This is a genomic window from Mycobacterium sp. NGS56, from assembly GCF_059812425.1.
Window position 1 is genome coordinate 1,053,362 of sequence record NZ_JCALCQ010000001.1, and the last position, 22,443, is coordinate 1,075,804.

The 22,443-nt window shown below is 65.2% G+C and carries 20 protein-coding genes and 1 pseudogene; 11 read left to right on the forward strand and 10 right to left on the reverse strand.

The features are described 5' to 3' along the window. Positions 1–163 precede the first annotated feature (163 nt). A complete protein-coding gene (locus AC5Y4F_RS04895; RefSeq protein ID WP_067934753.1) occupies positions 164–592 on the forward strand; it encodes a CBS domain-containing protein in 429 nt (142 codons plus the stop codon). 114 nt (positions 593–706) lie between these two features. Here the strand turns inward: AC5Y4F_RS04895 and AC5Y4F_RS04900 are convergent, their stop codons facing one another. Further along, entirely contained in the window at positions 707–1,309 is a 603-nt protein-coding gene (locus AC5Y4F_RS04900) for a type II toxin-antitoxin system PemK/MazF family toxin (protein WP_067934678.1), read from the reverse strand. A 140-nt stretch (positions 1,310–1,449) separates the two neighbouring features. Here AC5Y4F_RS04900 and lepA point away from each other — a divergent pair, with 140 nt between their 5' ends. From lepA to AC5Y4F_RS04915, 3 genes and pseudogenes are all read left to right on the forward strand, one after another. Then, positions 1,450–3,297, forward strand: coding sequence for a translation elongation factor 4 (gene lepA, locus AC5Y4F_RS04905; protein WP_082947617.1), 1,848 nt, complete (start codon positions 1,450–1,452; stop codon positions 3,295–3,297). Positions 3,298–3,299: 2 nt separating this feature from the next. Next, positions 3,300–4,058 (forward strand): sensor domain-containing protein, encoded by a 759-nt coding sequence (locus AC5Y4F_RS04910; protein WP_499995337.1) that lies wholly within the window; start codon positions 3,300–3,302, stop codon positions 4,056–4,058. Between the two features lie 82 nt (positions 4,059–4,140). Continuing rightward, a pseudogene (locus AC5Y4F_RS04915) lies at positions 4,141–4,249 on the forward strand (gamma-glutamyl-gamma-aminobutyrate hydrolase family protein); the annotation flags it as partial. Here AC5Y4F_RS04915 and AC5Y4F_RS04920 read toward each other — a convergent pair. After that, on the reverse strand, positions 4,214–6,253 hold the full coding sequence (locus AC5Y4F_RS04920) for a glycoside hydrolase family 15 protein (RefSeq protein ID WP_067934673.1): 2,040 nt from the start codon (positions 6,251–6,253) through the stop codon (positions 4,214–4,216). The pseudogene AC5Y4F_RS04915 and the gene AC5Y4F_RS04920 sit on opposite strands and share 36 nt — an antisense overlap. A gap of 279 nt (positions 6,254–6,532) precedes the next feature. Here AC5Y4F_RS04920 and AC5Y4F_RS04925 point away from each other — a divergent pair, with 279 nt between their 5' ends. The 5 genes from AC5Y4F_RS04925 (at position 6,533) to AC5Y4F_RS04945 (ending at position 10,888) form a co-directional block, all read left to right on the forward strand. Beyond that, positions 6,533–6,736, forward strand: a complete 204-nt coding sequence (locus tag AC5Y4F_RS04925; RefSeq protein ID WP_369829703.1) for a hypothetical protein — start codon at positions 6,533–6,535, stop codon at positions 6,734–6,736. Between the two features lie 333 nt (positions 6,737–7,069). Then, positions 7,070–8,101, forward strand: coding sequence for a sulfate ABC transporter substrate-binding protein (locus AC5Y4F_RS04930; protein ID WP_067934670.1), 1,032 nt, complete (start codon positions 7,070–7,072; stop codon positions 8,099–8,101). Next, on the forward strand, positions 8,098–8,970 hold the full coding sequence (gene cysT, locus AC5Y4F_RS04935; RefSeq protein ID WP_499995338.1) for a sulfate ABC transporter permease subunit CysT: 873 nt from the start codon (positions 8,098–8,100) through the stop codon (positions 8,968–8,970). Before AC5Y4F_RS04930 ends, cysT begins: the two co-directional genes overlap by 4 nt. Then, positions 8,967–9,785: a sulfate ABC transporter permease subunit CysW gene (gene cysW / locus AC5Y4F_RS04940; protein ID WP_067934666.1), complete on the forward strand. Its 819-nt coding sequence runs from the start codon at positions 8,967–8,969 to the stop codon at positions 9,783–9,785. Before cysT ends, cysW begins: the two co-directional genes overlap by 4 nt. 8 nt (positions 9,786–9,793) lie before the next feature. Next, positions 9,794–10,888 (forward strand): sulfate/molybdate ABC transporter ATP-binding protein, encoded by a 1,095-nt coding sequence (locus AC5Y4F_RS04945; RefSeq protein WP_156750052.1) that lies wholly within the window; start codon positions 9,794–9,796, stop codon positions 10,886–10,888. Positions 10,889–10,920: 32 nt separating this feature from the next. Here the strand turns inward: AC5Y4F_RS04945 and AC5Y4F_RS04950 are convergent, their stop codons facing one another. From AC5Y4F_RS04950 to AC5Y4F_RS04960, 3 genes are all read right to left on the reverse strand, one after another. Further along, the gene (locus AC5Y4F_RS04950) at positions 10,921–11,664 is read right to left on the reverse strand and encodes a phosphoadenylyl-sulfate reductase (RefSeq protein ID WP_067934663.1); all 744 of its coding nucleotides are present in this window, start codon (positions 11,662–11,664) and stop codon (positions 10,921–10,923) included. Further along, positions 11,661–13,328: a nitrite/sulfite reductase gene (locus tag AC5Y4F_RS04955; RefSeq protein ID WP_499995342.1), complete on the reverse strand. Its 1,668-nt coding sequence runs from the start codon at positions 13,326–13,328 to the stop codon at positions 11,661–11,663. Before AC5Y4F_RS04955 ends, AC5Y4F_RS04950 begins: the two co-directional genes overlap by 4 nt. A 116-nt stretch (positions 13,329–13,444) precedes the next feature. Beyond that, the gene (locus tag AC5Y4F_RS04960) at positions 13,445–13,546 is read right to left on the reverse strand and encodes an Ms4527A family Cys-rich leader peptide (protein ID WP_369829702.1); all 102 of its coding nucleotides are present in this window, start codon (positions 13,544–13,546) and stop codon (positions 13,445–13,447) included. Between the two features lie 192 nt (positions 13,547–13,738). Between AC5Y4F_RS04960 and hemW the strand changes: the two genes are divergently transcribed. Next, the gene (gene hemW / locus AC5Y4F_RS04965) at positions 13,739–14,911 is read left to right on the forward strand and encodes a radical SAM family heme chaperone HemW (RefSeq protein WP_499995343.1); all 1,173 of its coding nucleotides are present in this window, start codon (positions 13,739–13,741) and stop codon (positions 14,909–14,911) included. Positions 14,912–14,928: 17 nt separating this feature from the next. On the opposite strand, the gene AC5Y4F_RS04970 is transcribed toward hemW, so the two are convergent. Continuing rightward, on the reverse strand, positions 14,929–16,170 hold the full coding sequence (locus AC5Y4F_RS04970) for a sodium-dependent bicarbonate transport family permease (RefSeq protein ID WP_499995345.1): 1,242 nt from the start codon (positions 16,168–16,170) through the stop codon (positions 14,929–14,931). A 639-nt stretch (positions 16,171–16,809) separates the two neighbouring features. Here AC5Y4F_RS04970 and AC5Y4F_RS04975 point away from each other — a divergent pair. Then, positions 16,810–18,162 (forward strand): salicylate synthase, encoded by a 1,353-nt coding sequence (locus AC5Y4F_RS04975; protein ID WP_067934658.1) that lies wholly within the window; start codon positions 16,810–16,812, stop codon positions 18,160–18,162. A 52-nt stretch (positions 18,163–18,214) separates the two neighbouring features. Here AC5Y4F_RS04975 and AC5Y4F_RS04980 read toward each other — a convergent pair whose 3' ends face one another. Genes AC5Y4F_RS04980 through AC5Y4F_RS04995 form a run of 4 tightly spaced genes read right to left on the reverse strand, consistent with a single transcriptional unit; the run spans position 18,215 to position 22,443 of the window. Then, the gene (locus AC5Y4F_RS04980; RefSeq protein ID WP_067934655.1) at positions 18,215–19,129 is read right to left on the reverse strand and encodes a MerR family transcriptional regulator; all 915 of its coding nucleotides are present in this window, start codon (positions 19,127–19,129) and stop codon (positions 18,215–18,217) included. Positions 19,130–19,141: 12 nt separating this feature from the next. Beyond that, a complete protein-coding gene (locus AC5Y4F_RS04985; protein WP_499995347.1) occupies positions 19,142–20,644 on the reverse strand; it encodes a flavin-containing monooxygenase in 1,503 nt (500 codons plus the stop codon). Continuing rightward, the gene (locus AC5Y4F_RS04990; RefSeq protein WP_067934652.1) at positions 20,641–21,561 is read right to left on the reverse strand and encodes a reductase; all 921 of its coding nucleotides are present in this window, start codon (positions 21,559–21,561) and stop codon (positions 20,641–20,643) included. Before AC5Y4F_RS04990 ends, AC5Y4F_RS04985 begins: the two co-directional genes overlap by 4 nt. 24 nt (positions 21,562–21,585) lie before the next feature. Continuing rightward, positions 21,586–22,443 carry an SDR family NAD(P)-dependent oxidoreductase gene (locus AC5Y4F_RS04995; protein ID WP_499995348.1) on the reverse strand — a complete coding sequence of 286 codons (858 nt, stop codon included), beginning with the start codon at positions 22,441–22,443 and terminating at the stop codon, positions 21,586–21,588.

Consider the following 22,443-nt stretch of genomic DNA (forward strand, 5'->3'; position numbering starts at 1 on the left):
CATCTTGCAAGCCCCCGGTGCCTGCGGGTGGGCCAACCGAGGGATCAGCCGCGCTTTCACCGTTTTGGACACGATCTGTATGAGGTTTCTCTGGTGGCTTTTCCGCCGCGCGAGGAACCCGTAACCTGGTGTGAAGCGGATCACAACCCGGCTGGAGGCCTCGATGCGGATAGCGGACGTCTTGCGAAACAAGGGCGCGGCGGTGGTGACCATCAATCCGGACGCGACGGTTCGCGAGCTGCTTGCGGGGTTGAGCGACCAAAACATCGGCGCCATGGTCGTGGTCGGCGACGAGGGTGTGGTCGGCATCGTGTCGGAGCGTGACGTGGTGCGCCAGCTGCACACGCATGGCGCGAGCGTGCTGTCGCGCCCGGTGTCCAAGATCATGACCTCGATGCTGGCCACCTGCGCCAAGACCGACGAGGTCGACGCCATCAGCGTGTTGATGACCAAGAATCGGGTGCGGCATGTGCCGGTGCTCGACGGCAAGAAGCTGATCGGCATCGTCAGCATCGGTGACGTCGTGAAGACCCGGATGGAAGAACTTGAGGCCGAGCAGCGACAGCTGCAGTCCTACATCACCCAGGGCTGATCGCCCAGGCTCGGCGGATCGCCCGGCGCGGCCCCGCTCGCCGAACGTGCACTCACGGCGAAGACGAAGTCGTTTTCTCGCCGTGAGTGCACGCTCGGCGCATCGCCGGACGCGCTAGCGCCAGGAGTACTCGGCGCGCAATCGCGCGGCCACCACATCGAAGATCTCGCGATCCAGGATGGCGCCTTCACGGCGAATGCCCTCTTCGGGCACGTCGAGCACCCGGTCCAACCGGACCCAACTTGGCCTGCCCTCGTAATCCCAAGGGCCGGAACCAATTCCGACCCAGTCGTGATCCGCGGCGTGGCGCTCCTGGCTGGACACCATCAAGCCCAGCAGAACGCTACGGTCTCGCCCCACGACCAGGACGGGGCGGTCCTTGCCCCGCGTGGGGTCGTCCTCGTAGACCACCCAGGTCCAGACGATCTCGCCGGGATCGGCCCGGCCGTCGAGGCTCGGCGCGTACACCAGCTTGCGGGCGCGTTGCGCGGTCGGCAGGCTGCCGCTGGTCACCGGCCGGCCGGAGACGGGCGTGTCGGAAGGTGGGGGCGCCACCGCGGCGATGACATTCGCGGTGATCCGCACCGCCTGCTGCAGCTCACGCAGCACGGTCTGGGAGTTCTGCACCTGTCGGACGAGGCGAGGGGCGTTGTTGAATACGAAGTTCTCGGCGAACCGCTGAAACGTCTTCCACTGAGACTTTCGGGGAGACGGCATATTCGCAGCATAGACGCGAGCGGCGGGGTGCGATTGTGTCCAAGTAGGTTCCGGCGGCCCTGTCTGGATACGCTGGACATACCCGCGAACGCCCCGGAAACGGCCGCGCAGCGCCCCGATAAGCTTGCACGCACCAGGAGATTCCCATCAGCAGTTTCGCCGACAAGACCTTCACTGCGCCGGCGCAGATTCGGAACTTCTGCATCATCGCCCACATCGACCATGGCAAGTCCACGCTGGCCGACCGGATGCTCCAGCTCACCGGCGTCGTCGACGAGCGATCGATGCGTGCCCAGTACCTGGACCGGATGGACATCGAGCGCGAACGCGGGATCACCATCAAGGCCCAGAACGTGCGCCTGCCGTGGAAAGTCGGCGACACCGATTACGTGCTGCACCTGATCGACACCCCGGGCCACGTCGACTTCACCTACGAGGTGTCGCGCGCACTGGAGGCGTGCGAGGGTGCGGTGCTGCTGGTCGACGCCGCGCAGGGCATCGAGGCGCAGACCTTGGCCAATCTCTACCTGGCACTGGACCGCGACCTGCACATCATTCCGGTGCTCAACAAGATCGACCTGCCCGCCGCCGACCCGGACCGTTACGCCGCCGAGATCGCCCATATCATCGGTTGCGAGCCGGGTGACGTGCTGCGCGTCTCCGGCAAGACCGGAGACGGCGTCGCCGACCTGCTCGATCACGTGGTGCGCGAGGTGCCGCCCCCGCAGGGTGAGGCCGACGCCCCACTGCGGGCGATGATCTTCGACTCGGTCTACGACATCTACCGCGGCGTGGTGACCTACGTCCGGGTGGTCGACGGCAAGATCACCCCGCGCGAACGCATCGCAATGATGTCGACCGGCGCCACCCACGAACTGCTCGAGGTCGGCATCGTCTCGCCTGAGCCGAAGGCCAGCGACGGCCTCGGCGTCGGGGAGGTGGGTTACCTGATCACCGGCGTCAAGGACGTCCGTCAATCCAAGGTGGGTGACACCGTGACGACGGCCCGCCACGGTGCCGCCGAAGCGCTGACCGGATACCGCGAACCCAAGCCGATGGTCTACTCGGGTCTGTATCCGGTGGACGGTTCGGACTACCCGGTTCTGCGCGACGCCCTGGACCGCCTGCAACTCAACGACGCCGCCTTGACCTACGAGCCCGAGACGTCGGTGGCGCTGGGCTTCGGATTCCGTTGCGGCTTCTTGGGTCTGCTGCACATGGAGATCACCCGGGAGCGCCTGGAGCGCGAGTTCAATCTAGACCTGATCTCCACGTCGCCCAACGTGGTCTATCGCGTGATCAAAGAGGACGACACCGAGATCCGGGTGACCAACCCGTCGGATTGGCCGGAGGGCAAGATCCGCGAGGTCTACGAGCCGGTGGTCAAGACGACGATCATCGCGCCGAGCGAATTCATCGGCACCATCATGGAACTGTGCCAGTCGCGCCGCGGCGAGCTGGGCGGCATGGATTACCTGTCGCCCGAACGGGTCGAGTTGCGCTACACCATGCCGCTGGGCGAGATCATCTTCGACTTCTTCGACTCGCTGAAGTCACGCACCCGCGGCTACGCCAGCCTCGACTACGAGGAGGCCGGCGAGCAGGAGGCTCAATTGGTCAAGGTCGACATTCTGTTGCAGGGCGAGGCGGTCGACGCGTTCAGTGCGATCGTGCACAAGGACGGGGCATCGGCCTACGGCAACAAGATGACCACCAAGCTCAAAGAGCTCATCCCGCGTCAGCAGTTCGAGGTGCCTGTCCAGGCCGCCATCGGATCGAAAATCATTGCGCGCGAGAACATTCGCGCGATCCGTAAGGACGTGTTGTCCAAGTGCTACGGCGGCGACATCACCCGTAAACGCAAACTTCTGGAAAAGCAGAAGGAAGGCAAGAAGCGGATGAAAACCATCGGGCGCGTCGATGTGCCGCAGGAGGCGTTCGTTGCGGCGCTGTCCGCCGACGCCGCGGGGGACAAGGGCAAAAAATAGCCATGCGAATACGTGGGATGGCGACGGCGCTGGTGGCGGTTGCCGCGTTGGCGACGGGTTGCGGTGGAGTAGTGGCGGGCACGGCCAAGCCGGCGCCAAACCTGAAGCCGGGACCGCTGCGCGGCACGACGGTCAAGCAAGTGCTTCTCGACGGCGCGACGCTCTCGCGGATGCTCAATCAGACCTTCGTGGCGCGGGATCCGGCCGAATTCGGCGGGCCCGAGAAGCTTTATCAGGTCAAGCGATCGACGTCGCAGGCCGGTTGCCTGGGCGTGACGGCGATGTTGCAGCACGGCGTCTACCGGTCCGCCGACGTGAAAGACGTTGCGTCGGAGTCGTGGTGGAACAATGGCGAACCGGCGCAGGTGATCGTGGTTGAGGAAGGCGTGGTCACGCTCCCATCGGCCACGCAGGCCCAGGCGTTGTTCGCGCAGTTCTCCCAGCAGTGGCAGCAGTGCAACGGCATGACGACATCGGAACAGTCGGGTCCGATCAGCACAACGAACGTCATCAGCGATGTCCGCGCCACCGATTCCACCGTCGCGGCCACCAAAACCGCGACATCGATACTGCCCAACATGCCGCCCCTGCGGCCCACACCACAGGCGCGCGCCATCGGCGTCCGGTCGAACTGCCTCGTCGAGGTTCAGGTGGTGTTCTTCGGCGGCCGACGGTCCTCTGACCCGGGATCGGCGGACATCAACTCCAGCGCCACCGACATCGCGCGTGCCCTGATGGACAAGGTCAGCGCTCTGGGCTGACACCGCGCGCTTCGCCGCGTTCGGGTAGCTACCTGATGGTGGCGACCCGCTTCGCCCGGCTTCGCCGCGCTCGCGATCGCCACTGACTACCTGATGGTGGCGACCCGCTTCGCCCGGCTTCGCCGCGCTCGCGATCGCCGCGCTCGCGATCGCCACTACATGGGTGCGTTTGCGGGCTGGAACATCCCAGAGCCGTCGGCTTCCTCCTCAGCGCGGATGACGTGCACCACCGCGTTGATCAGCGCCAGGTGGGTGAACGCCTGCGGGAAGTTGCCCAGCTGCCGGCCGGTGCGCGGCTCGATCTCCTCGGCGTAGAGGTGCAGTGGGCTGGCGTAGGACAGTAGCCGCTCACACAGGCGTTTGGCGCGCCGCACCTCCCCGATTTCGACCAGCGCCGACACCAGCCAGAATGAGCAGATCGTGAAGGTGCCCTCCTCGCCGGACAGCCCGTCGTCGGTCTCCTCGACCCGGTAGCGCAGCACCAGGCCTTCCTGGGTGAGTTCGTCGGCGATCGCCACGACCGTGTTGCGCACCCGCGGGTCATCGGGCGGCAGGAACCGCGTCAGCACCACCAGCAGCAGCGAGGCATCCAGCGCGTCGCTGCCGTAGCGCTGGGTGAACACCCCGCGGGAGTCCACCCCGTGCTGCAGGATGTCGTTCTTGATCTCCTCGGCGATTGCCCGCCACTGCTGGGCATAGCTCTTCTCACCCTGCCGGTCGGCCAGCTTGGCTCCGCGATCGAGCGCCACCCAGCACATCACCTTTGACGACGTGAAGTGCTGCGGTTCCCCGCGCACCTCCCAGATGCCGCGGTCCGGCTCGCGCCAGTGCTTGATCGCCTCCTCCACCTGCTTCTTGAGCACCGGCCACAACGTCTCCGGGACTTGCTCGCGCGACTTGGCGTGCAGGTAGAACGAATCCAGGATGGAACCCCAGATATCGTGCTGGACCTGGTCGTAGGCGCCGTTGCCGATGCGCACCGGGCGGGCATGGTCATAGCCGGACAGGTGATGCAGCTCTTCTTCGACCAGGCTGCGCTCGCCACCCACGCCGTACATCACCTGCAGCGGGTGCCGCTCGTTGTGGTTGGCGCCGGAGACGTCGGCGATGAAGGCGAAGAAATCGTCGGCCTCGCGGTCCAGCCCCAGCGTGTACAGACCCCACAACGCGAACGTCGAGTCGCGCACCCAGGCGTAGCGGTAATCCCAATTGCGTTCGCCCTGCGGCGTTTCCGGCAGCGAGGTGGTGCTGGCCGCCAGCAGCGCACCGGTGGGCGAGTAGGTCAGGCCCTTCAGCGTCAGCGCGCTGCGCTGCAGGTACGCGCGCCACGGATGGTCGGGGAAGTTACCGATGTTGATCCACTGCCGCCAGCACTCGGTGGTCTGCCACATCTTGTCGGCGGCCTCCTGGTACGTCTGCGGCGCCGGGTGTTTGGTCCAGCTCAGCGCGACGAACACGTCGTCGCCTTCTTTCATCCGGGTGCGCGCGCGTGCCTCCCGGCCTTCCAGCCCGATGCGCAGGTTGCTGGTGAGCCGCAGCGTCGGGTGGGCGTCGGGTTCCTTGGTGGCGCGCGCGACGGCCTCGCCGTACGCGTTAGCGGAGTACTCCCAGGCGGCGCCGACGCGGTGATAGTCGAACGCCGGCTCGCAGCTCATCATCAATTCGACGGTGCCGCTGACGCACCGCACGGTGCGTAGCAGGATGTGCTCGGCATCCCAGTCCATCGGCGTGCGGCGATGCGTCCGCGACCGCCGCTCTAGGTCGTGCCAGGGCCCCATGACCAGCGCGTCACGCACGATGAGCCACCCGGTGTGGGTCTGCCAGGTGGTCTCCATGATGAGGCTGCCGGGAAGGTACCGGCGGGCCGAGGGCACCGAGACGCCGTAGGGGCCCAGCCGGAAGTGGCCGGCGCTGCGGTCCAAGATCGCGCCGAAGACGCTGGGGGAGTCCGGTCGCGGCACGCACAGCCATTCGACCGAGCCGGCCGGGGAGATCAGGCAGGTGGTTTCCCAGTCTGACAGGAACGCGTAGTCGGCGATGGGCGGGAACGGGTTCCGGAGGGCGGCGCTGGGAGCGAGGGGCCCCGGCGTGCGCAAGTCGATGGACGACGACAGCGACGCTGCGGAGGTGGCTTGGAACGCATCCTCGGGCATGGCGTCGGCCGGCTGGTCTTCGGATTGGGCATGCAGAACCATCTGGACATCATCGCTGCTCAGCGGTCTCGCGTCCAACCTTTCGCCGAGGTGGCGTGGCGCGCGGGTATCCCCTGCGTAAAGCGCATACGCGGGCGAGTTCGGGCCGCGCACACGAGGTCGGCGTGCTTTTCCGTCGCCGTGATGTTGATGCCGGGACGGACAATGGCGGGCGAGCACCGTGCCCGCCGGTCCGGCGCCGTCGATCGGGCAGGTCGTGGCCTCGGGACGGTAGCCATGCGCCGGTCCTCATATTGGTCTTCGGCAGCGGTGCCGAATAGGGTGGGCCCCGTGAACGCGTTCCTCGATTGGTGGGACGGCAACGAGCTTTGGCTTTCGGGGCTCCCTTTCGTACTGCAGGCCATGGTGGTGGTGCCGATCGTGCTGGTGGTGGCCTACGCCGCGGCGGCCCTGTTGGATGGCCTGCTCGGCAAGGGCATCGAGCTGATGCGCCGCGCCCGCCACGCTGACGCGACATCCGAGTAGGGCCCATGCCGCGGTCGCATGTCACGCTGGTTCTCGCCATCCTGGTGGCGCTGGTCGTCGTCACATGGCTGGTAACCCACCTGATGCACCACTAGCGGGGATGCCGTTCGCTCGGCGCCCGCTGCGGTGGCGGCAACGTCAATTCCTGTTAGGCTTCCGGCCATGCGCATGGCATTTGGCATTCCGGGCTGCTATGCCTTCGTGCACTGTTGTCGTTGACTGCCACACCCGTACCCGGTCTGGTCTGGAGTTTTCGAATTCTCCTGAAGTTCTAGGTGCCTATCCGCGGTAACGGGACCGAAATCCCATATGTTCCACATCGGAAGGCCCGCAATGCACATCAGGACCGCATCAGGTTGGCGGCCCGTCCTCGCCTTCGCCCTGATCGCCGGCCTCATCGCCGGATGCCACGGCGGTGCCAGTGATGCCGTCGGTGGCGGCGGACTGTCCAACGCGCGAACCAGCATCACCCTGGTCGCCTACTCGGTCCCAGAACCGGGGTGGAGCAAGATAATTCCGGCGTTCAACGCCTCCGATGAGGGCAAGGGCGTGCAAGTCGTCACTTCCTATGGGGCGTCGGGTGATCAGTCCCGCGGCGTTGTCGACGGCAAGCCGGCCGATGTCGTCAACTTCTCCGTCGAACCGGACATCGCTCGTCTGGTGAAGGCCGGCAAGGTTTCCAAGGACTGGAATGTCGACGCCACCAAGGGAATCCCGTTCGGCTCCGTGGTCACGCTGGTGGTGCGAAAGGGCAATCCGAAGAACATCAGGGATTGGGATGACCTGTTACGGCCGGGAGTCGAGGTCATCACCCCCAGTCCGCTGAGTTCAGGATCGGCCAAATGGAACCTGCTCGCACCGTACGCCGTCAAGAGTGAAGGCGGCGCCCATCGCGACGCCGGTGTGGATTTCATCAAAAAGTTGGTGACCGAACACGTCAAACTGCGTCCCGGGTCGGGGCGGGAAGCCACCGATGTCTTCATTCAGGGCAGTGGCGACGTACTGATCAGCTACGAGAACGAGGCCATCGCCACCGAGCGGGCGGGAAAGCCGGTCGAACACATCAATTTGCCGCAGACCTTCAGGATCGACAATCCGGTGGCCGTGGTCAACACCAGCCCGCATCTGGATGCCGCCGTCGCCTTCAAGAACTTCCAGTACACGGCTGCGGCTCAAAAGGTTTGGGCGCAGGCGGGTTTCCGCCCGGTCGATCCGGGCGTCGCCGCCGACTACCGAAACCAGTACCCGGTGCCGACGAAACTGTGGACCATCGCCGACCTGGGTGGCTGGGCCACGGCGGATCCGCAATTGTTCGACAAGACCACCGGCAGCATCACCAAGATCTACACGAAGGCCACCGGATGACGACCATCACGCCGGACCCGGCGGCAATCCGGCCCGAGCACAACGGTGACGTGCCACCGGGACCGCTTGCCGGGCGCGGCCGCGGGACCACCGCCCTTCGGGTCGGCGCGGCCACGGTGTGGCTGTCGGTGATCGTGTTGTTGCCGCTGGCGGCAATCGCCTGGCAATCCGCGGGTGGCGGCTGGCAGGCCTTCTGGCTCGCGGTCTCATCGAATGCCGCGGTCGAGTCGTTCCGGGTGACCCTGACGATTTCAGCGGGGGTCACCCTGCTCAACCTGGGTTTCGGCCTGGTGATCGCGTGGGTGCTGGTGCGTGATGACTTTCCGGGCAAGCGGCTCGTCGACGCGATCATCGATCTGCCGTTCGCGCTGCCCACCATCGTCGCGAGCCTGGTGATGCTGGCGTTGTACGGCAACAACAGCCCGGTCGGCCTGCATCTGCAGCACACAGCATGGGGTGTGACGGCGGCGCTGGCGTTTGTCACGTTGCCGTTCGTGGTGCGCGCCGTCCAGCCGGTACTACTCGAATTGGACCGCGAAACCGAAGAGGCCGCGGCGTCGCTCGGTGCCAGCGGACGTAAAATCTTCACCTCCGTCGTGCTGCCGTCGCTGCTGCCGGCGTTGCTATCCGGTGCCGGCCTGGCATTTTCACGGGCGATCGGTGAGTTCGGATCCGTGGTGCTCATCGGTGGCGCTGTGCCTGGCAAGACCGAAGTGTCGTCGCAGTGGATACGCACCTTGATCGAGAACGACGACCGCACCGGCGCTGCCGCAATATCGATTGTCTTGCTGGCCATTTCGTTTGTCGTGCTGCTCATCCTGCGGATCGTGGGCGGGCGCGCGGCCAAGCGAGAGGAGCTGTCTGCATGACATCGTCTGCGGGAGTGCGCTATTGGTTGCGATTCGTCGCGCTCGGATATATCTTCGTCCTGCTCGTCGTCCCGGTGACGTTGATCCTGTGGCGGACCTTTCAACCCGGGCTCGGCCAGTTCTACGCCTGGGTGAGCACCCCCGCTGCGATATCGGCGCTGAATCTGACGCTTCTGGTGGTGGCCATCGTGGTGCCCCTCAACGTCGTCTTCGGTATTCCCACGGCATTGGTTCTCGCGCGCAACAGGTTTCGTGGCAAGGGCGTGCTGCAGGCCGTCATCGATCTGCCGTTCGCGGTATCGCCCGTCATTGTGGGCGTGGCGTTGATCGTGTTGTGGGGGTCGGCCGGTGCGCTCGGGTTCGTGGAGCAAGACCTCGGGTTCAAGATCATCTTCGGCCTGCCGGGCATTGTGCTCGCCAGCATCTTCGTCACGCTGCCTTTCGTGGTGCGTGAAGTGGAGCCGGTGCTGCACGAGCTGGGAACCGATCAGGAGGAGGCGGCCGCCACCCTCGGTTCGGGCTGGTGGCAGACCTTCTGGCGGATCACCCTGCCGTCCATCCGATGGGGCCTGACGTACGGCATCGTCTTGACCATCGCACGTACCCTGGGGGAATACGGTGCCGTGCTCATGGTGTCGTCGAACTTGCCGGGGAAGTCGCAGACACTGACACTGCTGGTCTCTGATCGCTACAACCGCGGCGCGGAGTACGGCGCCTACGCGCTGTCCACGCTGCTGATGGGAGTTGCCGTGCTGGTGTTGGTTTTCCAGGTGGCGCTTGATGCGCGCCGCACGCGAGCGGCCAGACAGGCCTGACGAGGGGAATGACCGTGACTGATGCCGGCACCAATCGCGACGACCTCGCCATCATCGTGCGTGACGCGAACAAAAGGTATGGCGATTACGTCGCTCTGGACCACGTGGACTTCGTCGTGCCCACCGGCTCGCTGACGGCATTGCTGGGTCCCAGCGGTTCGGGCAAGTCAACCCTGCTGCGTGCCATCGCCGGTCTCGATGAGCCCGACACGGGAACCGTCACGATCTACGGCCGTGACGTGACCCGGGTGCCACCGCAGCGCCGCGGCATCGGCTTCGTGTTCCAGCACTATGCGGCGTTCAAGCATTTGACGGTCCGCGACAACGTGGCCTACGGGCTCAAGGTCCGCAAGCGACCCAAAGCCGAGATCAAAGCCAAAGTGGACAACCTGCTAGAGGTGGTGGGACTGAGCGGGCTGCAGGCTCGCTACCCGAATCAGCTGTCCGGCGGTCAGCGACAGCGGATGGCATTGGCCCGGGCGCTGGCCGTCGATCCGCAAGTGCTCCTGCTCGACGAGCCGTTCGGCGCGCTGGATGCCAAGGTGCGCGAGGATCTGCGGGCGTGGCTGCGGCGCCTGCACGACGAGGTGCACGTGACCACGGTGCTGGTCACCCACGACCAGGCCGAGGCACTGGACGTCGCCGACCGCATCGCCGTGTTGAACCATGGCCGCATCGAGCAGATCGGTTCCCCAACCGACGTCTACGACTCCCCGGTGAACGCGTTCGTGATGTCGTTCCTCGGTGCGGTATCCACCCTTAACGGCATCCTGGTGCGCCCGCATGACATCCGGGTGGGTCGCAACCCCCAGATGGCGATCGCCGGCGGAGACGGCACCGCCGATTCCGTCGGCGTGGTGCGCGCCGTCGTCGACCGGGTGGTAACGCTGGGTTTCGAGGTCCGGGTCGAGTTGACCAGCGCCGCCACCGGGGGCTTCTTCACCGCCCAGATCACCCGTGGTGACGCGGAGGCGCTGGCCCTGCGCGACGGCGACACGGTCTACGTGCGTGCCACCCGGGTTCCGCCGATCGCCCTAAAATCAACCAACGTGAGTAGCGCGGACGCGGCCGATGAGGACGAGAACACGTTGACGTCGGCCTGACGGGCCGGTCGTCGCCTGTTTGCGCGCTGTCACTACGACGCGTGCAAACCGCATTCGGTCTTGGCCCGGCCCTGCCAGCGTCCGCTGCGCGGGTCGGCACCCGCCAACGGCTTGGCCGTGCAGGGCTCGCAGCCTATCGATGAATACCCCTCGTAGATAAGCGGATTGACGAGCACACTGTGCTCGTCAATGTAGTTCTGCACGTCCTCGTCGGTCCACGTCGCCATCGGGTTGACCTTGACCAGCTTGAAGCCCTCGTCGAAACCGACCACCGGTGCGTTCGCACGGGTCGCCGTTTCCGACCGGCGCAGCCCGGTCACCCACGCCGAGAACCCCCGCAGCGTCTTGCCGAGCGGCTCGACCTTGCGCAGCCGGCAGCATTCTCCCGGATCGCGCGCAAACAGGTCCTTGCCCAGCAGTCTGTCTTGCTGGGCGACGCTCTGCTCGGGAGTGACGTTGAGCACCCGGATGTCATAAACGGACTCGATCGCGTCGCGGGTGCCGATCGTCTCCACGAAGTGGTAGCCGGTGTCCAGGAATACAACGGGCACACCCGGACGCGCCTTGGCCGCCAGATCGATCAGCACGGCCTCCTGCATGCTGGAGGCCACCACATAGTTGCAGGTGGCCCAGCCGCGGGGCCCGTTGATGCCGCCGAATGTCTCGTCAGTCCATCGCAACACGTCGGCGGCGCTGGCGCCCTCCAATTCGGCCGCCCCGCGGGCGGCAAGCGCACGCAGTTCGGCTTCTGGAAGCCTGGTTGTTCGTTCGCTCATCGCAAATCGTCCTCGTCTGCCCTCATTGCCCACTGTGCGAAACGTTCACCCTCGTCGCGATATTTCAGGAAGTTGCGTGTGACCCGCTCGATGTAGTCGCCGAGCTCGTCGCTGGTCACCTTGTGCTGACGCAGCTTTCGACCGAACCCGCTGTCCAGACCCAGGCTGCCGCCCAGGTGAACCTGGAAACCCTCGACCGAGCCGCCCTGTCCGTCGTCGACCATCTGGCCCTTGAGTCCGATATCGGCGACCTGAATGCGCGCGCATGAATTCGGACATCCGTTGATGTTGACGGTGATGGGCACGTCGAGTTGCTCGTTGATATCCGCGAGGCGGTGTTCGAGGTCGGGCACCAAAGACTGTGCCTTGACCCGAGTTTCGGCGAAAGATAATTTGCAAAACTCAATCCCGGTGCACGCCATCACATTCCGGCGCCAATGCGAGGGCTGCGAGTGCAGGCCCAGCGCCTCCAGACCAGCGATCAGCGCATCGAGCTTGTCGTCGGGCACGTCGAGGATCACCAGCTTCTGGTAGGGGGTGAGCCGGATCCGGTCCGAGCCGGCCCGCTGGGCGAGTTCGGCCACCGCGGTGAGGATGGTGCCCGACACCCGTCCCGCGATCGAGGCGACGCCCACCGCGTTGAGACCGTTCTTGAGCCGTTGCACACCGACGTGGTCGATCGGGTGCTTCAGCGGCTGGGGAGCCGGACCGTCGATCAGTGGACGCTTGAGGTACTCCTGTTCGAGAACTTCACGGAATTTTTCAATACCCCAGTCCTTGATGAGGAACTTCAGCCGCGCCTTGGACCGCAGCCGTCGGTAGCCGTAGTCGCGGAAGATCGAGGTCACCGCGTGCCACACCTCGGGCACCTCCTCGAGCGGCACCCAGGCGCCGACCCGCTGGGCCAGCATCGGGTTGGTCGACAACCCGCCGCCCACCCACAGGTCCAGCCCCGGGCCGTGCTCTGGATGGTTGACGCCGATAAACGCGATGTCGTTGACCTCGTGCACCACATCCTGCAGACCCGAGATCGCGGTCTTGTACTTGCGCGGCAGGTCGGCGAAGTCGGGCTGACCGATGTAGCGGCGCGCGATCTCCTCGATCGCCCAACTGGGGTCGAGAACCTCGTCGAGCGACTCCCCGGCCAATGGTGAACCCAGGATCACACGGGGGCAGTCACCGCACGCCTCGGCGGTCTGCAGGCCGACCTCGGCCAGCCGCCGCCAGATTTCGGGTACGTTCTCCACCTCGATCCAGTGGTACTGGACGTTTTCGCGGTCGGTGATGTCGGCGGTGTCGCGGCCGAATTCGGTAGAGATCTGGCCCACCGTGCGCAGCGCGGCCGCCGACAGCGCACCGCCGTCGCACCGCACCCGCATCATGAAGTACCTGGCTTCCAGCAAGTCCGCGTTGTCGTCGCCCGTGAACGTGCCGTCGTAGCCCTGTTCGCGCTGGGTGTACAGGCCCCACCAGCGGAAACGCCCCCGCAGGTCGCTTTTGTCGATGCTGTCGAAGCCGTTGCGGGCATAAACGGTCTCGATGCGCTCGCGTACGTCCAGCGGGGCGCCGGCCTGCTTCATTTCTTCGTTCGCGTTCAGCGGCTCACGATTCCCCAGTGCCCATTGGCCCTCGTCACGGGCCTTCGCGGGTCGGGCGGTGGTCATCGGAAGTTCTCTCCTTCAAAAAGATCGCCAGCGCGGCCAGCACAGTTCACCGGCACTTTTGGGCGGCACGGAACCATCGGCCAGCTGGGGACGCAGGGGGGCCTGGGTCTACCACGTCAAGGCAGACAGATACAGCTGCAAACGCGCTTGAGATCAATGTGCCGTCGCGCCACGAGCACAATCTGCACGCTGGGCTGGTCGACAGTCACGTCCACCATTGTGCCACGGATGCCGAGGGGCCGCGCGAGCAGGGTAAATCTTGGCTCACGGTGATTAAAATTACCGGCCGACTCTGGGAAATCGCACGCGAAAAACCTTGGAAGTTCATGCGACCGTTCGTTGTGCGCGGGTCGGCGTCGCGACCGAAACCGACAACCCGGGTCGCCCGGTTCGTCGTGGGATCATGTGGCATGGCCATTCGCGAGGAACGGGTCGACCTGCCCGACGTCGGGGTGGTCGCGGGGCAGCCGTTTGGCATTTACGTGCATGTGCCGTTTTGCATAACCCGTTGCGGCTATTGCGATTTCAACACCTACACGCCGGCCGAGCTGGGTGGTGTCAATCCCGACGCCTGGCTCAGCGCGCTGGGGGCGGAACTGGAACTGGCCGCAGCAAGATTGCAGGCGCCCCCCGTGGACACCGTGTTTGTCGGTGGCGGGACGCCCTCACTACTCGGGGGCCCGCGGATGGCGACGCTGCTGGGCATGGTGCGTCAGCACTTCACGCTGGCACCCGACGTCGAGGTCACCACCGAGGCCAACCCCGAGTCGGCATGGCCGGATTTCTTCGACGCCGTCCGAGCGGCCGGCTACACCCGGGTATCGCTGGGGATGCAGTCGGTGGCCCCGAAGGTCTTGGGTGTTCTTGACCGCATCCACACACCCAATCGGTCCGCGGCCGCGGCCCGCGAGGCGTTGGCCGCGGGCTTCGAGCACGTGAGCCTGGATTTGATCTACGGAACTCCGGGGGAGTCCGACGACGATCTGTTGTGCTCGGTCGACACCGCGATCGAGACCGGCGTGGACCACGTGTCCGCCTATGCGCTGGTGGTCGAGGAAGGCACCGCGCTGGCCCGGCGAGTCCGGCGCGGCGAACTGGCGGCACCCGATGACGACGTGTTGGCGCACCGCTACGAATTGGTGGATGCGCGGTTGTCGCAGGCGGGCATGTCCTGGTACGAAGTGTCCAACTGGTCGCGGCCCGGCGGTGAGTGCCGGCACAATCTCGGTTACTGGGACGGCGGTCAGTGGTGGGGCGCGGGGCCGGGTGCGCACGGATTCGTAGGTAAGACACGCTGGTGGAACGTCAAGCATCCCAACGCTTATGCGGAGAGGTTGAGCGCCGCGTCGCTGCCGGTGGCAGGGTTCGAGCAGCTCGATGCCGAGGCCTTGCACACCGAGGATCTACTATTGAAAACTCGACTGCGGCAAGGGCTTCCGGTTGATCTGCTCAGTGCCGCCGAGCGCGACCGCGCCCACGGCGTGGTTGCCGACGGGTTGCTGGTGTCCGACGGTGACAGGCTTGTCCTGACTCCGCGCGGGCGGCTGCTGGCCGATGCGGTGGTGCGAACGCTGTTGGGCTAGCGGCGATGTCGGTGCGGTCAGACGCCGAACCAATGCTTGAAGGCGCGGGCGATCTCGATGTAGAGCGGGATCCCCACGGTGACGTTGTAGGAGAACGTCAGGCCCAATGACGCGGCCAATGGCAGTGTGGGGCTCGCTTCGGGGATCGCCAGGCGCTGCACCGCCGGGACCGCGATGTAGGACGCCGCGCCGCACAGGACCGCGAATAGTACATAGGTTCCGGTCTTGAAGTCGGCGTGCGTCAGCGATGCATAGCTGCAGGCGACGACGATGCCCAGTGTCGCAGAGACATTCGGCGCCACCAGGCCGAAAACGATGAACCCGGGACCCGCGGTGCGCAGGTCCTTCAACTTGCGCGACGCCGTCATCCCCATCTCGAGGAGGAACAGACACAGCACGCCCTGGAAAGCCAGCACGAAGAATTTGTCGTCGTCGGCCACGACCTTCTGCCCCTGCAGTCCACTGACGAGGCCGATGATGATGCCGCCCATCAACAGGACTAGGCCGGGATTGAGGAAGACCTCCTGGAAAAGTTCGCGGGAGAAAATCGGCGCCCTTTTGCTCTTGGCGCGCGCGGGCCTCGAATTGGGCTCCCAGTCCGGGTGCTCCAGTTTTTCCAGCGACAGTTCGAGCTCCTGCTCGATGGCGGCTTCCTCCTGGCTCTCGAGACTCTGGCCGTGCGGAGGACGCGCGGCGGTGCCGGGCCCGACCCCGACCTTGACGGGCGGCGAGTAGCCGGCCTCGTCGGGCATGTAGCCCGCTGAGTCCATGCCCCGATGGCGCAGTCGCGCCACGAAATACAGCGCCACCAAGCAGCCTGGGATCTCCATCACAGCCAGCATCACCGGCATGTAGGCGTTGAACGCGATGTTCACCGCGGCCAGGACGGCCACGCACGTGGCAAACGTTCCCGCCGAGTCCGACCCGTAGTAGCCGGCGATGGTCGCGCGGTCGATTTTTCGGAGCGATTTGAGGCGGCTGAGGCCCAGGTAGGCCAGGCCGCCGATCAGACAGTTCAGCACGAAGCCCAGGACCATGAAGCCCACGATGACCCCGACGCTCGACGCACTGACCTGTGCGAGTTCTTCACCGCCGTGCCAGCCGATCGCCAGCAACAGATACAGGGTCAAGCCCTGATAGATGACGTAGGGGAATTCGAACCGCACCTTGAGAACGGGAATCAGGAACCCGAAGTAGAAGAACAGCAGAAGCGGCTTGAACAAGTTATGGGTGAAGTTGTGCCAGAACTCTTGCAGCATCGATGCCTCCGTGGGTTAGAGCGCCGATCTGGGAAGCACCGTCCGCAAACGGGCAACCACGAAACGTCCCGACGACCGTCAAGAACGTATCCCCGGCACTGACTTGCCGCCACTTGGATACACACAGGCAAGCGGCCGGCTGACGAGCTGACGAAGACTGGCAAAATAGCAGGTCAAGCCGGATTCGTCGAAGCAACAACGCTCGCGCAACCGCTGAATGGGGGACGGATAGTTTGTTGTGAACTTACTGTGCATTGACTGTCAAGCCAATATTTTGGCCACCCTGATGGGACGCGCGACGGCGTGATGCCGTCCCCGATTTGTGCGGTGCGTTACCGGCGGCTGGGCCGGCCGTGGGCGGCAGTGAGCGCTAGGAAAAGTCTGACCGCTAAAGCCGCCGGCTGTGCGATCGCGACGTAAACGGTCGGGAAACATTTCGAGTGGCGATGTTCCCAACTGGCTGGGGCGATCTGGGACGGCGGAGGTAGTTGGCCCGGCTGCGCAGACAGGCGGGCGGTGCGCGGCATGCTTCAAGGAACGCACCCGATGGGCCGACGTCAAGCCGACTGCGGCATCCGAGGGGACGGATCGTGGAATCGGTTGCGCACAGCTACATAGGTTAGGCTACATTTACTAACCGTGACCGAGGTCAGCGTCGAGACAAATTCCGCCGGCTCTGAGTCGCCGTCGATTCCGCTCCTCGGGCACATCGATCCGGCGAACCTGGCGGCCGCGCTGGTGGTGGAGTTGTCCGAGCGCGTCGGGGAAGAGTATCTGCTCTACGAGCGCGGCGGTGAATGGGTGCTGGCCACGGGCGTGCGCGCAATGATCGAGCTGGACAGCGACGAGCTGCGGGTCAGCCGCGACGGTGTGACCCGAAGCCAACAATGGTCGGGCAGGCCTGGGCCCGTCCTCGGCGAAGCCATCGATCGGCTGTTGCTGGAAACCGAGCAGCTCTTCGGCTGGATCGCCTTCGAATTCGGCGTGTACCGCTACGGGCTGCAGCAGCGCCTGGCCCCGGGAACCGCACTGGCCCGGGTGTTTTGGCCGCGCGGCCGCATTGTGGTGACCGAAGAGGAGGTCCGGCTGTTCGGTACGTCGGCGGGCCGCCGGGACGAAGTGCAAAGCGTGCTAAACGACGGCGTGCCCGATGTGCGCGACGCCTCAGCCGTCGACGTGGCCGCTGACCCGTCCGCCTATCGCGAGCGCGTGGCGTCGGCCGTCGACGAGATCGCCGCGGGCCGCTACCACAAGGTGATCCTCTCCCGGTCGCTCGAAGTGCCTTTCGCGCTTGATTTCCCGTCCACCTATCGGCTGGCCCGTCGGCACAACACGCCGGTGAGGTCGTTTTTGCTGCGGCTGGCCGGCATTCGCGCCGTGGGTTATAGCCCCGAACTGGTCGCGGCCGTCCACCACGACGGCCTCGTGGTGACCGAACCGCTCGCGGGCACCCGCGCGCTCGGGCGCGGTGAGGTCCGTGACCGCCAGGCACGCAACGACCTGGAGTCGAATTCCAAAGAGATTGTCGAGCACGCTATCTCGGTGCGCAGTTCACTGCAGGAAATGACCGAGATCGCCGAGCCGGGCACCGCTGTCGTCACCGATTTCATGACGGTGCGGGAGCGGGGGAGCGTGCAGCACCTCGGCTCCACGGTCAGCGGTCGGCTGGGCAGGGGGAATGACCGGATGGATGCACTCGAAGCCCTTTTCCCGGCGGTCACCGCGTCGGGTATTCCGAAAGCGAATGGCGTTGAAGCGATCATGCGTCTCGACGAGGGACCCCGCGGGCTGTATTCGGGTGCGGTCGTGATGGTTTCAGCCGACGGGGGGCTTGATGCGGCGCTGACGCTGCGGGCGGCTTACGAATGTGATGGTAGGACATGGCTGAGGGCGGGTGCGGGCATCATCGAAGGGTCGACGCCCGACCGCGAATTCGAAGAGACCTGCGAAAAGCTGTCCACACTCGCGCCGTATCTGATTGCGCGCCACTAGCTTTCTGATCGCGATGTGCCCGCCAGCGGCTGGTGTCCACACCGAGCCAGGCTCAGGCCGTAGAGCTCGATTCGAGATAGTCGGCCAATATGTGGCCGACGAGTGATTCGATATTGGCTTCGATCGACGAGGCGAGCGTGGCGGTGACGGTGGCCACCGCTTGAGTTCGGAAGCGCACCAGCATGGTGATCAGCTCGGCGATTTCGGCGTCGGCGGGCAGGGGTTCGCCGGGCTTGATGCGATTCAGCACGTGCTCGGCTCCCGCGCGCACCAGCATGTCACTGATCTTGTCGATCTCGGGGACGATCTGCTCGTGAAGGTCGATGAGCTTGTCGAATTCGACGCCGTAGCTGCGAATCTCGTTGAAGGCTTCGATGAGTTTCGGGCGGGTGATGGTGGCTTGCGTCCCATCGATCCGGATCACGTGTAGCGCCACCAGGCGCTCGAACGCGTCGGCGTCGTCGACCAGGCGTCGGGCCTCGGCCAGCGGTACCGTTTCCGGCTTTTCGGTGGTCCAGGTGCCGACGATGGCGGTTTCGAGTCCCAGCACGTCGCCGAGGTTTTTGCCTTCCTCCCACGCGCTGAGCATTTCTCGCACGTGTGCGATGTTGTAGCCGCGGTCGAGCATCGAGGTGATGAGCCGCAACCGGGTCAGGTGGGTGTCGTTGAACAACGCGATTCGGCCCACTCGCAGTGGAGGCGGCAGCAGTCCGCGGTCGCGGTAGACCCGGATGTTGCGCGTGGTGGTGCCGGCGAGCCGGGCCAGGTCATCGATCCGGTACTCACCGGAGTTCGCGGCGCCGTGCGGGTGCCGCGCGGCCGCATCGAAAAGCTGTGACACCGCTCCCTCGATGAGTTGGCGGTATTCCCGCGATTGGCGCCGCACCCGTTTGGGCGCGCGCCGCACGTTGTGCAGCACGCTGGCGATGGTGCCGGGTTCGGGCCGCGATGCGCGTTCGGTTGCCATGTCAGTGGCGTCTCAGGCCGACGCGGTGGTCTGCGTCTGGGCGTGACGCGTCACCGCCCGATAGTGCTCGTATCGGAAATCTTTCATCTGGCGAAGATACTGCGTGGCGAAACCGGGGTACATCGACCCGTTGAATCCGTCCTTGGTGAGGTACCAACTGCGGCAGCCCGACATCCAGGTCGTCTTGGTGAGCCGACGCTGGAGCCGCTCGTTGTGGTGACGTTGGACCTCTTCGCGCACATCGAGGTAACGCAGGTCGTTGTTGAGGATGGCGCTGATCCCGCGTACCGCGTAGTCCAGCTGGCCTTCGATGTAAACCAGCAGGGAGTTGTGGCCGGGCCCGGAGTTGGGGCCGGTCATGACGAACAGGTTGGGATAGCCGTGCACGTTGATGCTCTTGTAAGCCTGTGCGCCATCGGCCCATTCGGCGGCCAGCGACCGGCCGCCGAGCCCGGTGACCGGAAACGGCGGACCGGTCAGGTGTACGTCGTAGCCGGTGGCGAACACGATGCAATCGAGGTGGTGTTCGATGCCGTCGCTGGTGCGGATGCCGGCCGGGCTCAAGGTGGCGATGGGCCAGTCGATGAGCTTGCAGTTGTCGCCTTGCAGCGCGGGGTAGTAGTCGCTGGAGACCAGCATGCGCTTGCACCCCGGCCGGAAGTCTGGCGTCAGCTGACGTCGTAACCACGGATCTTTCACCTGAGCGCGCAAGTGTGCCCGCCCGAGCCGGGCGACCAGCGAGGTCAGCGGCGTGTCCCACACTAGCGCCGTGGCGCTGGCTTCGTGGCCCCAGTACAGTGCCTGGCGCGCAAGCTGTTGGGTGGCAGGCACTTTGGTGAACAACGATTGGACGGCCGGCGGAGTGGCGACGTCCAGTCGTGGCAGCACCCAGCACGGCGTGCGCTGAAACACCTTGACGAACCCGGCCTGCTTGACCAGCTCGGGGATGATCTGAATTGCGCTGGCGCCGGTCCCTATCACCGCGACGCGCTTGCCGGCGAAGTCGTAGTCGTGGTCCCAGCGTGCGCTGTGGATCTTGTGTCCGCGATAGGTTTCCATCCCCCGGATGTCGGGGAAGCTGACGTCTGAGAGCGGGCCGGATGCCAGGACCACGGTACGGGCGCGAAACTTCTTGCGGTTCTTGGTGGTGGCTGTCCAGACGCCGGCCTCCTCGTCGAAGGTCAGGCCCTTCACTTCGTGGCCGAACCTGATGCGGCCGCGGACGTCGAACCTGTCCGCCATGACCTCGAGATGCCGATAGATCTCCGGGGCGGGCGAATAGGTGCGGGACCACGTCGGGTTCTTGACGAATGAGTACGAGTACAGCAGTGATGGGACGTCGCAGCTGGCCCCCGGATACGTTGTGTCGCGCCAGGTCCCGCCTACTCGGTCGGCGCGCTCCAGCAGCACGATGTCGTCGACTCCGGCTTCGGCCAGGCGGATTGCCGCCCCGAGTCCGGTGAAGCCGGCTCCGACGATGAGCGCTGCATGGGTGCGGTTGTTCACCACGGTCACGCCGCCGGCTCGTGCGTGAGTTCTGCAACCCACGTCGGTACAGACGGAAGCAGGAGTCGCGGATATCGGTCGGAAAGCCAGACCATCGAATTCGCCAGCAGGTGGTACGGGTGGCGTGGATTTGTGACCACTCCGGCGTAATGCCTCAGGAAACGGTAAGTCGGTACCCGCCTGGTACGTTCGCCGCGATCACCAAGCTCTCTAAATCGCTTCACAGCCCGGTAAAGCCGCTCTGGCTCCATGCCCATGGCGGTGATCTCGTTGCGAATCCTGTTGATCAGCGGTGCGCCCATGATCGCACCGATGATGAGACCCGGAGTGGCATTGTGACCGACGAAGTCGATCAGTAGCCGTCGGATCTTCGCGTGCCCAATCATGTCGAGAACTTCGAAGTCGACGACCAGATGGCGTGATTCGTCGTTGTTGATCTTCTCGAAGACCTGGTGGCAAACGGGGTCGTGCACCTCGTCGAGGAGGAATTTCAATAGGGCGCCGTCCAGTGCGACTTCGAGCATCGGAATGACGGTGCCGAGCAGAGACAGCGGCATGTCGTCGGCCCAGCGGTCCAGCCAGTCGATGGCCAGTCGGATGTTCACGTTCGGCTCGGGAATCTCACCGTCCTCGAGCATGCCCCAACGCTTCATCAACGCTAGTTCGGCGTTGGCATGCCGCTGCTCCTCGGCGTGGAAGTAGCGGTAGATCTCGGCAATGGTCGGTGTGGGTGCCTTTTTCGCCAGTGCCGCGAAGCCCCTGGCGCCGATGTTCTCGATCCAGCACAGGTCGGCCATGAACGCCTTGAGCTGTGGCCGTTGCTCATCACTGATCATCTCGGCGCCGGCTGCGTCCCAGCCGATATCAACGAGCGCCCACTGGCGATCCTTGATCTTGGCGAGCATGGCTTCCATGTCGATGGCCACCGGTAGCTCCTTTGCGTCGAGTGATCAGGGCAGGTTGATACGGGACACCAGGCCGGCCGCACGCGTATATGTCTGTGGGGCGAGCCGTTTGATGTTCCAACCGATCTTCGCGTCGATTTGCGGCATGCAGTACAGCTCGCCGCGGTCATGGGCGTCCAAGCAGGTACGCGCGACCTTCTCCGCGGATAATCCGGTCCAGCGCATCAGTTTTCCGGCGAGTTCGCTGGATTGCTCACTGATGCGGCCGGACTCGAGGATGTTGGTTTTGACGAAGGTGGGGCACAGCACGGTGACTCGCACCGGCGTGCCGGCCAGTTCGGCGGCGAGAGTCTCCGAGAGTGAGAGCACACCGGCCTTGCTGACGTTATAGGCGGCCATGCCGGGCGCTGCACCGAATGCCGCCGCCGAGGCCACGTTGATGATGCCCCGCGGCGCGTGCGACCGCCCGGCATCACGCAGGATCGGGGTGAACACGTGGCAGCCGTGAATGGGCCCCCACAGGTTGATGCCCAGGGTCCACAGCCAGTCGTCCAGCGGTGTCTCGCCGATGGCGGCACCGCCCGCGCCCACCCCGGCGTTGTTGATCACCAGCGTGGGTGGCGCCGCGAACCAGGATTGTGACTGTTCGGCCAGCGCTTGCACATCCTCGATTCGTGATACGTCGCAACGGATTGCGACCGCCTTCGCGCCGTGTGCGGTGATCGTGTCTGCCGTCCGGTGCGCGGCCGCGTCGTCGATGTCACTGCACACCACCGCGCCGCCGCGCTTGCTCAGTTCGACGGCGAATGCAGCGCCGATGCCGCTTCCGGCGCCGGTGACCACCGCTAGGGCGCCACGGCTGGTTTTCGACCCGCCGAGCAGTCTGTCCAGAGGCCCGAGCAT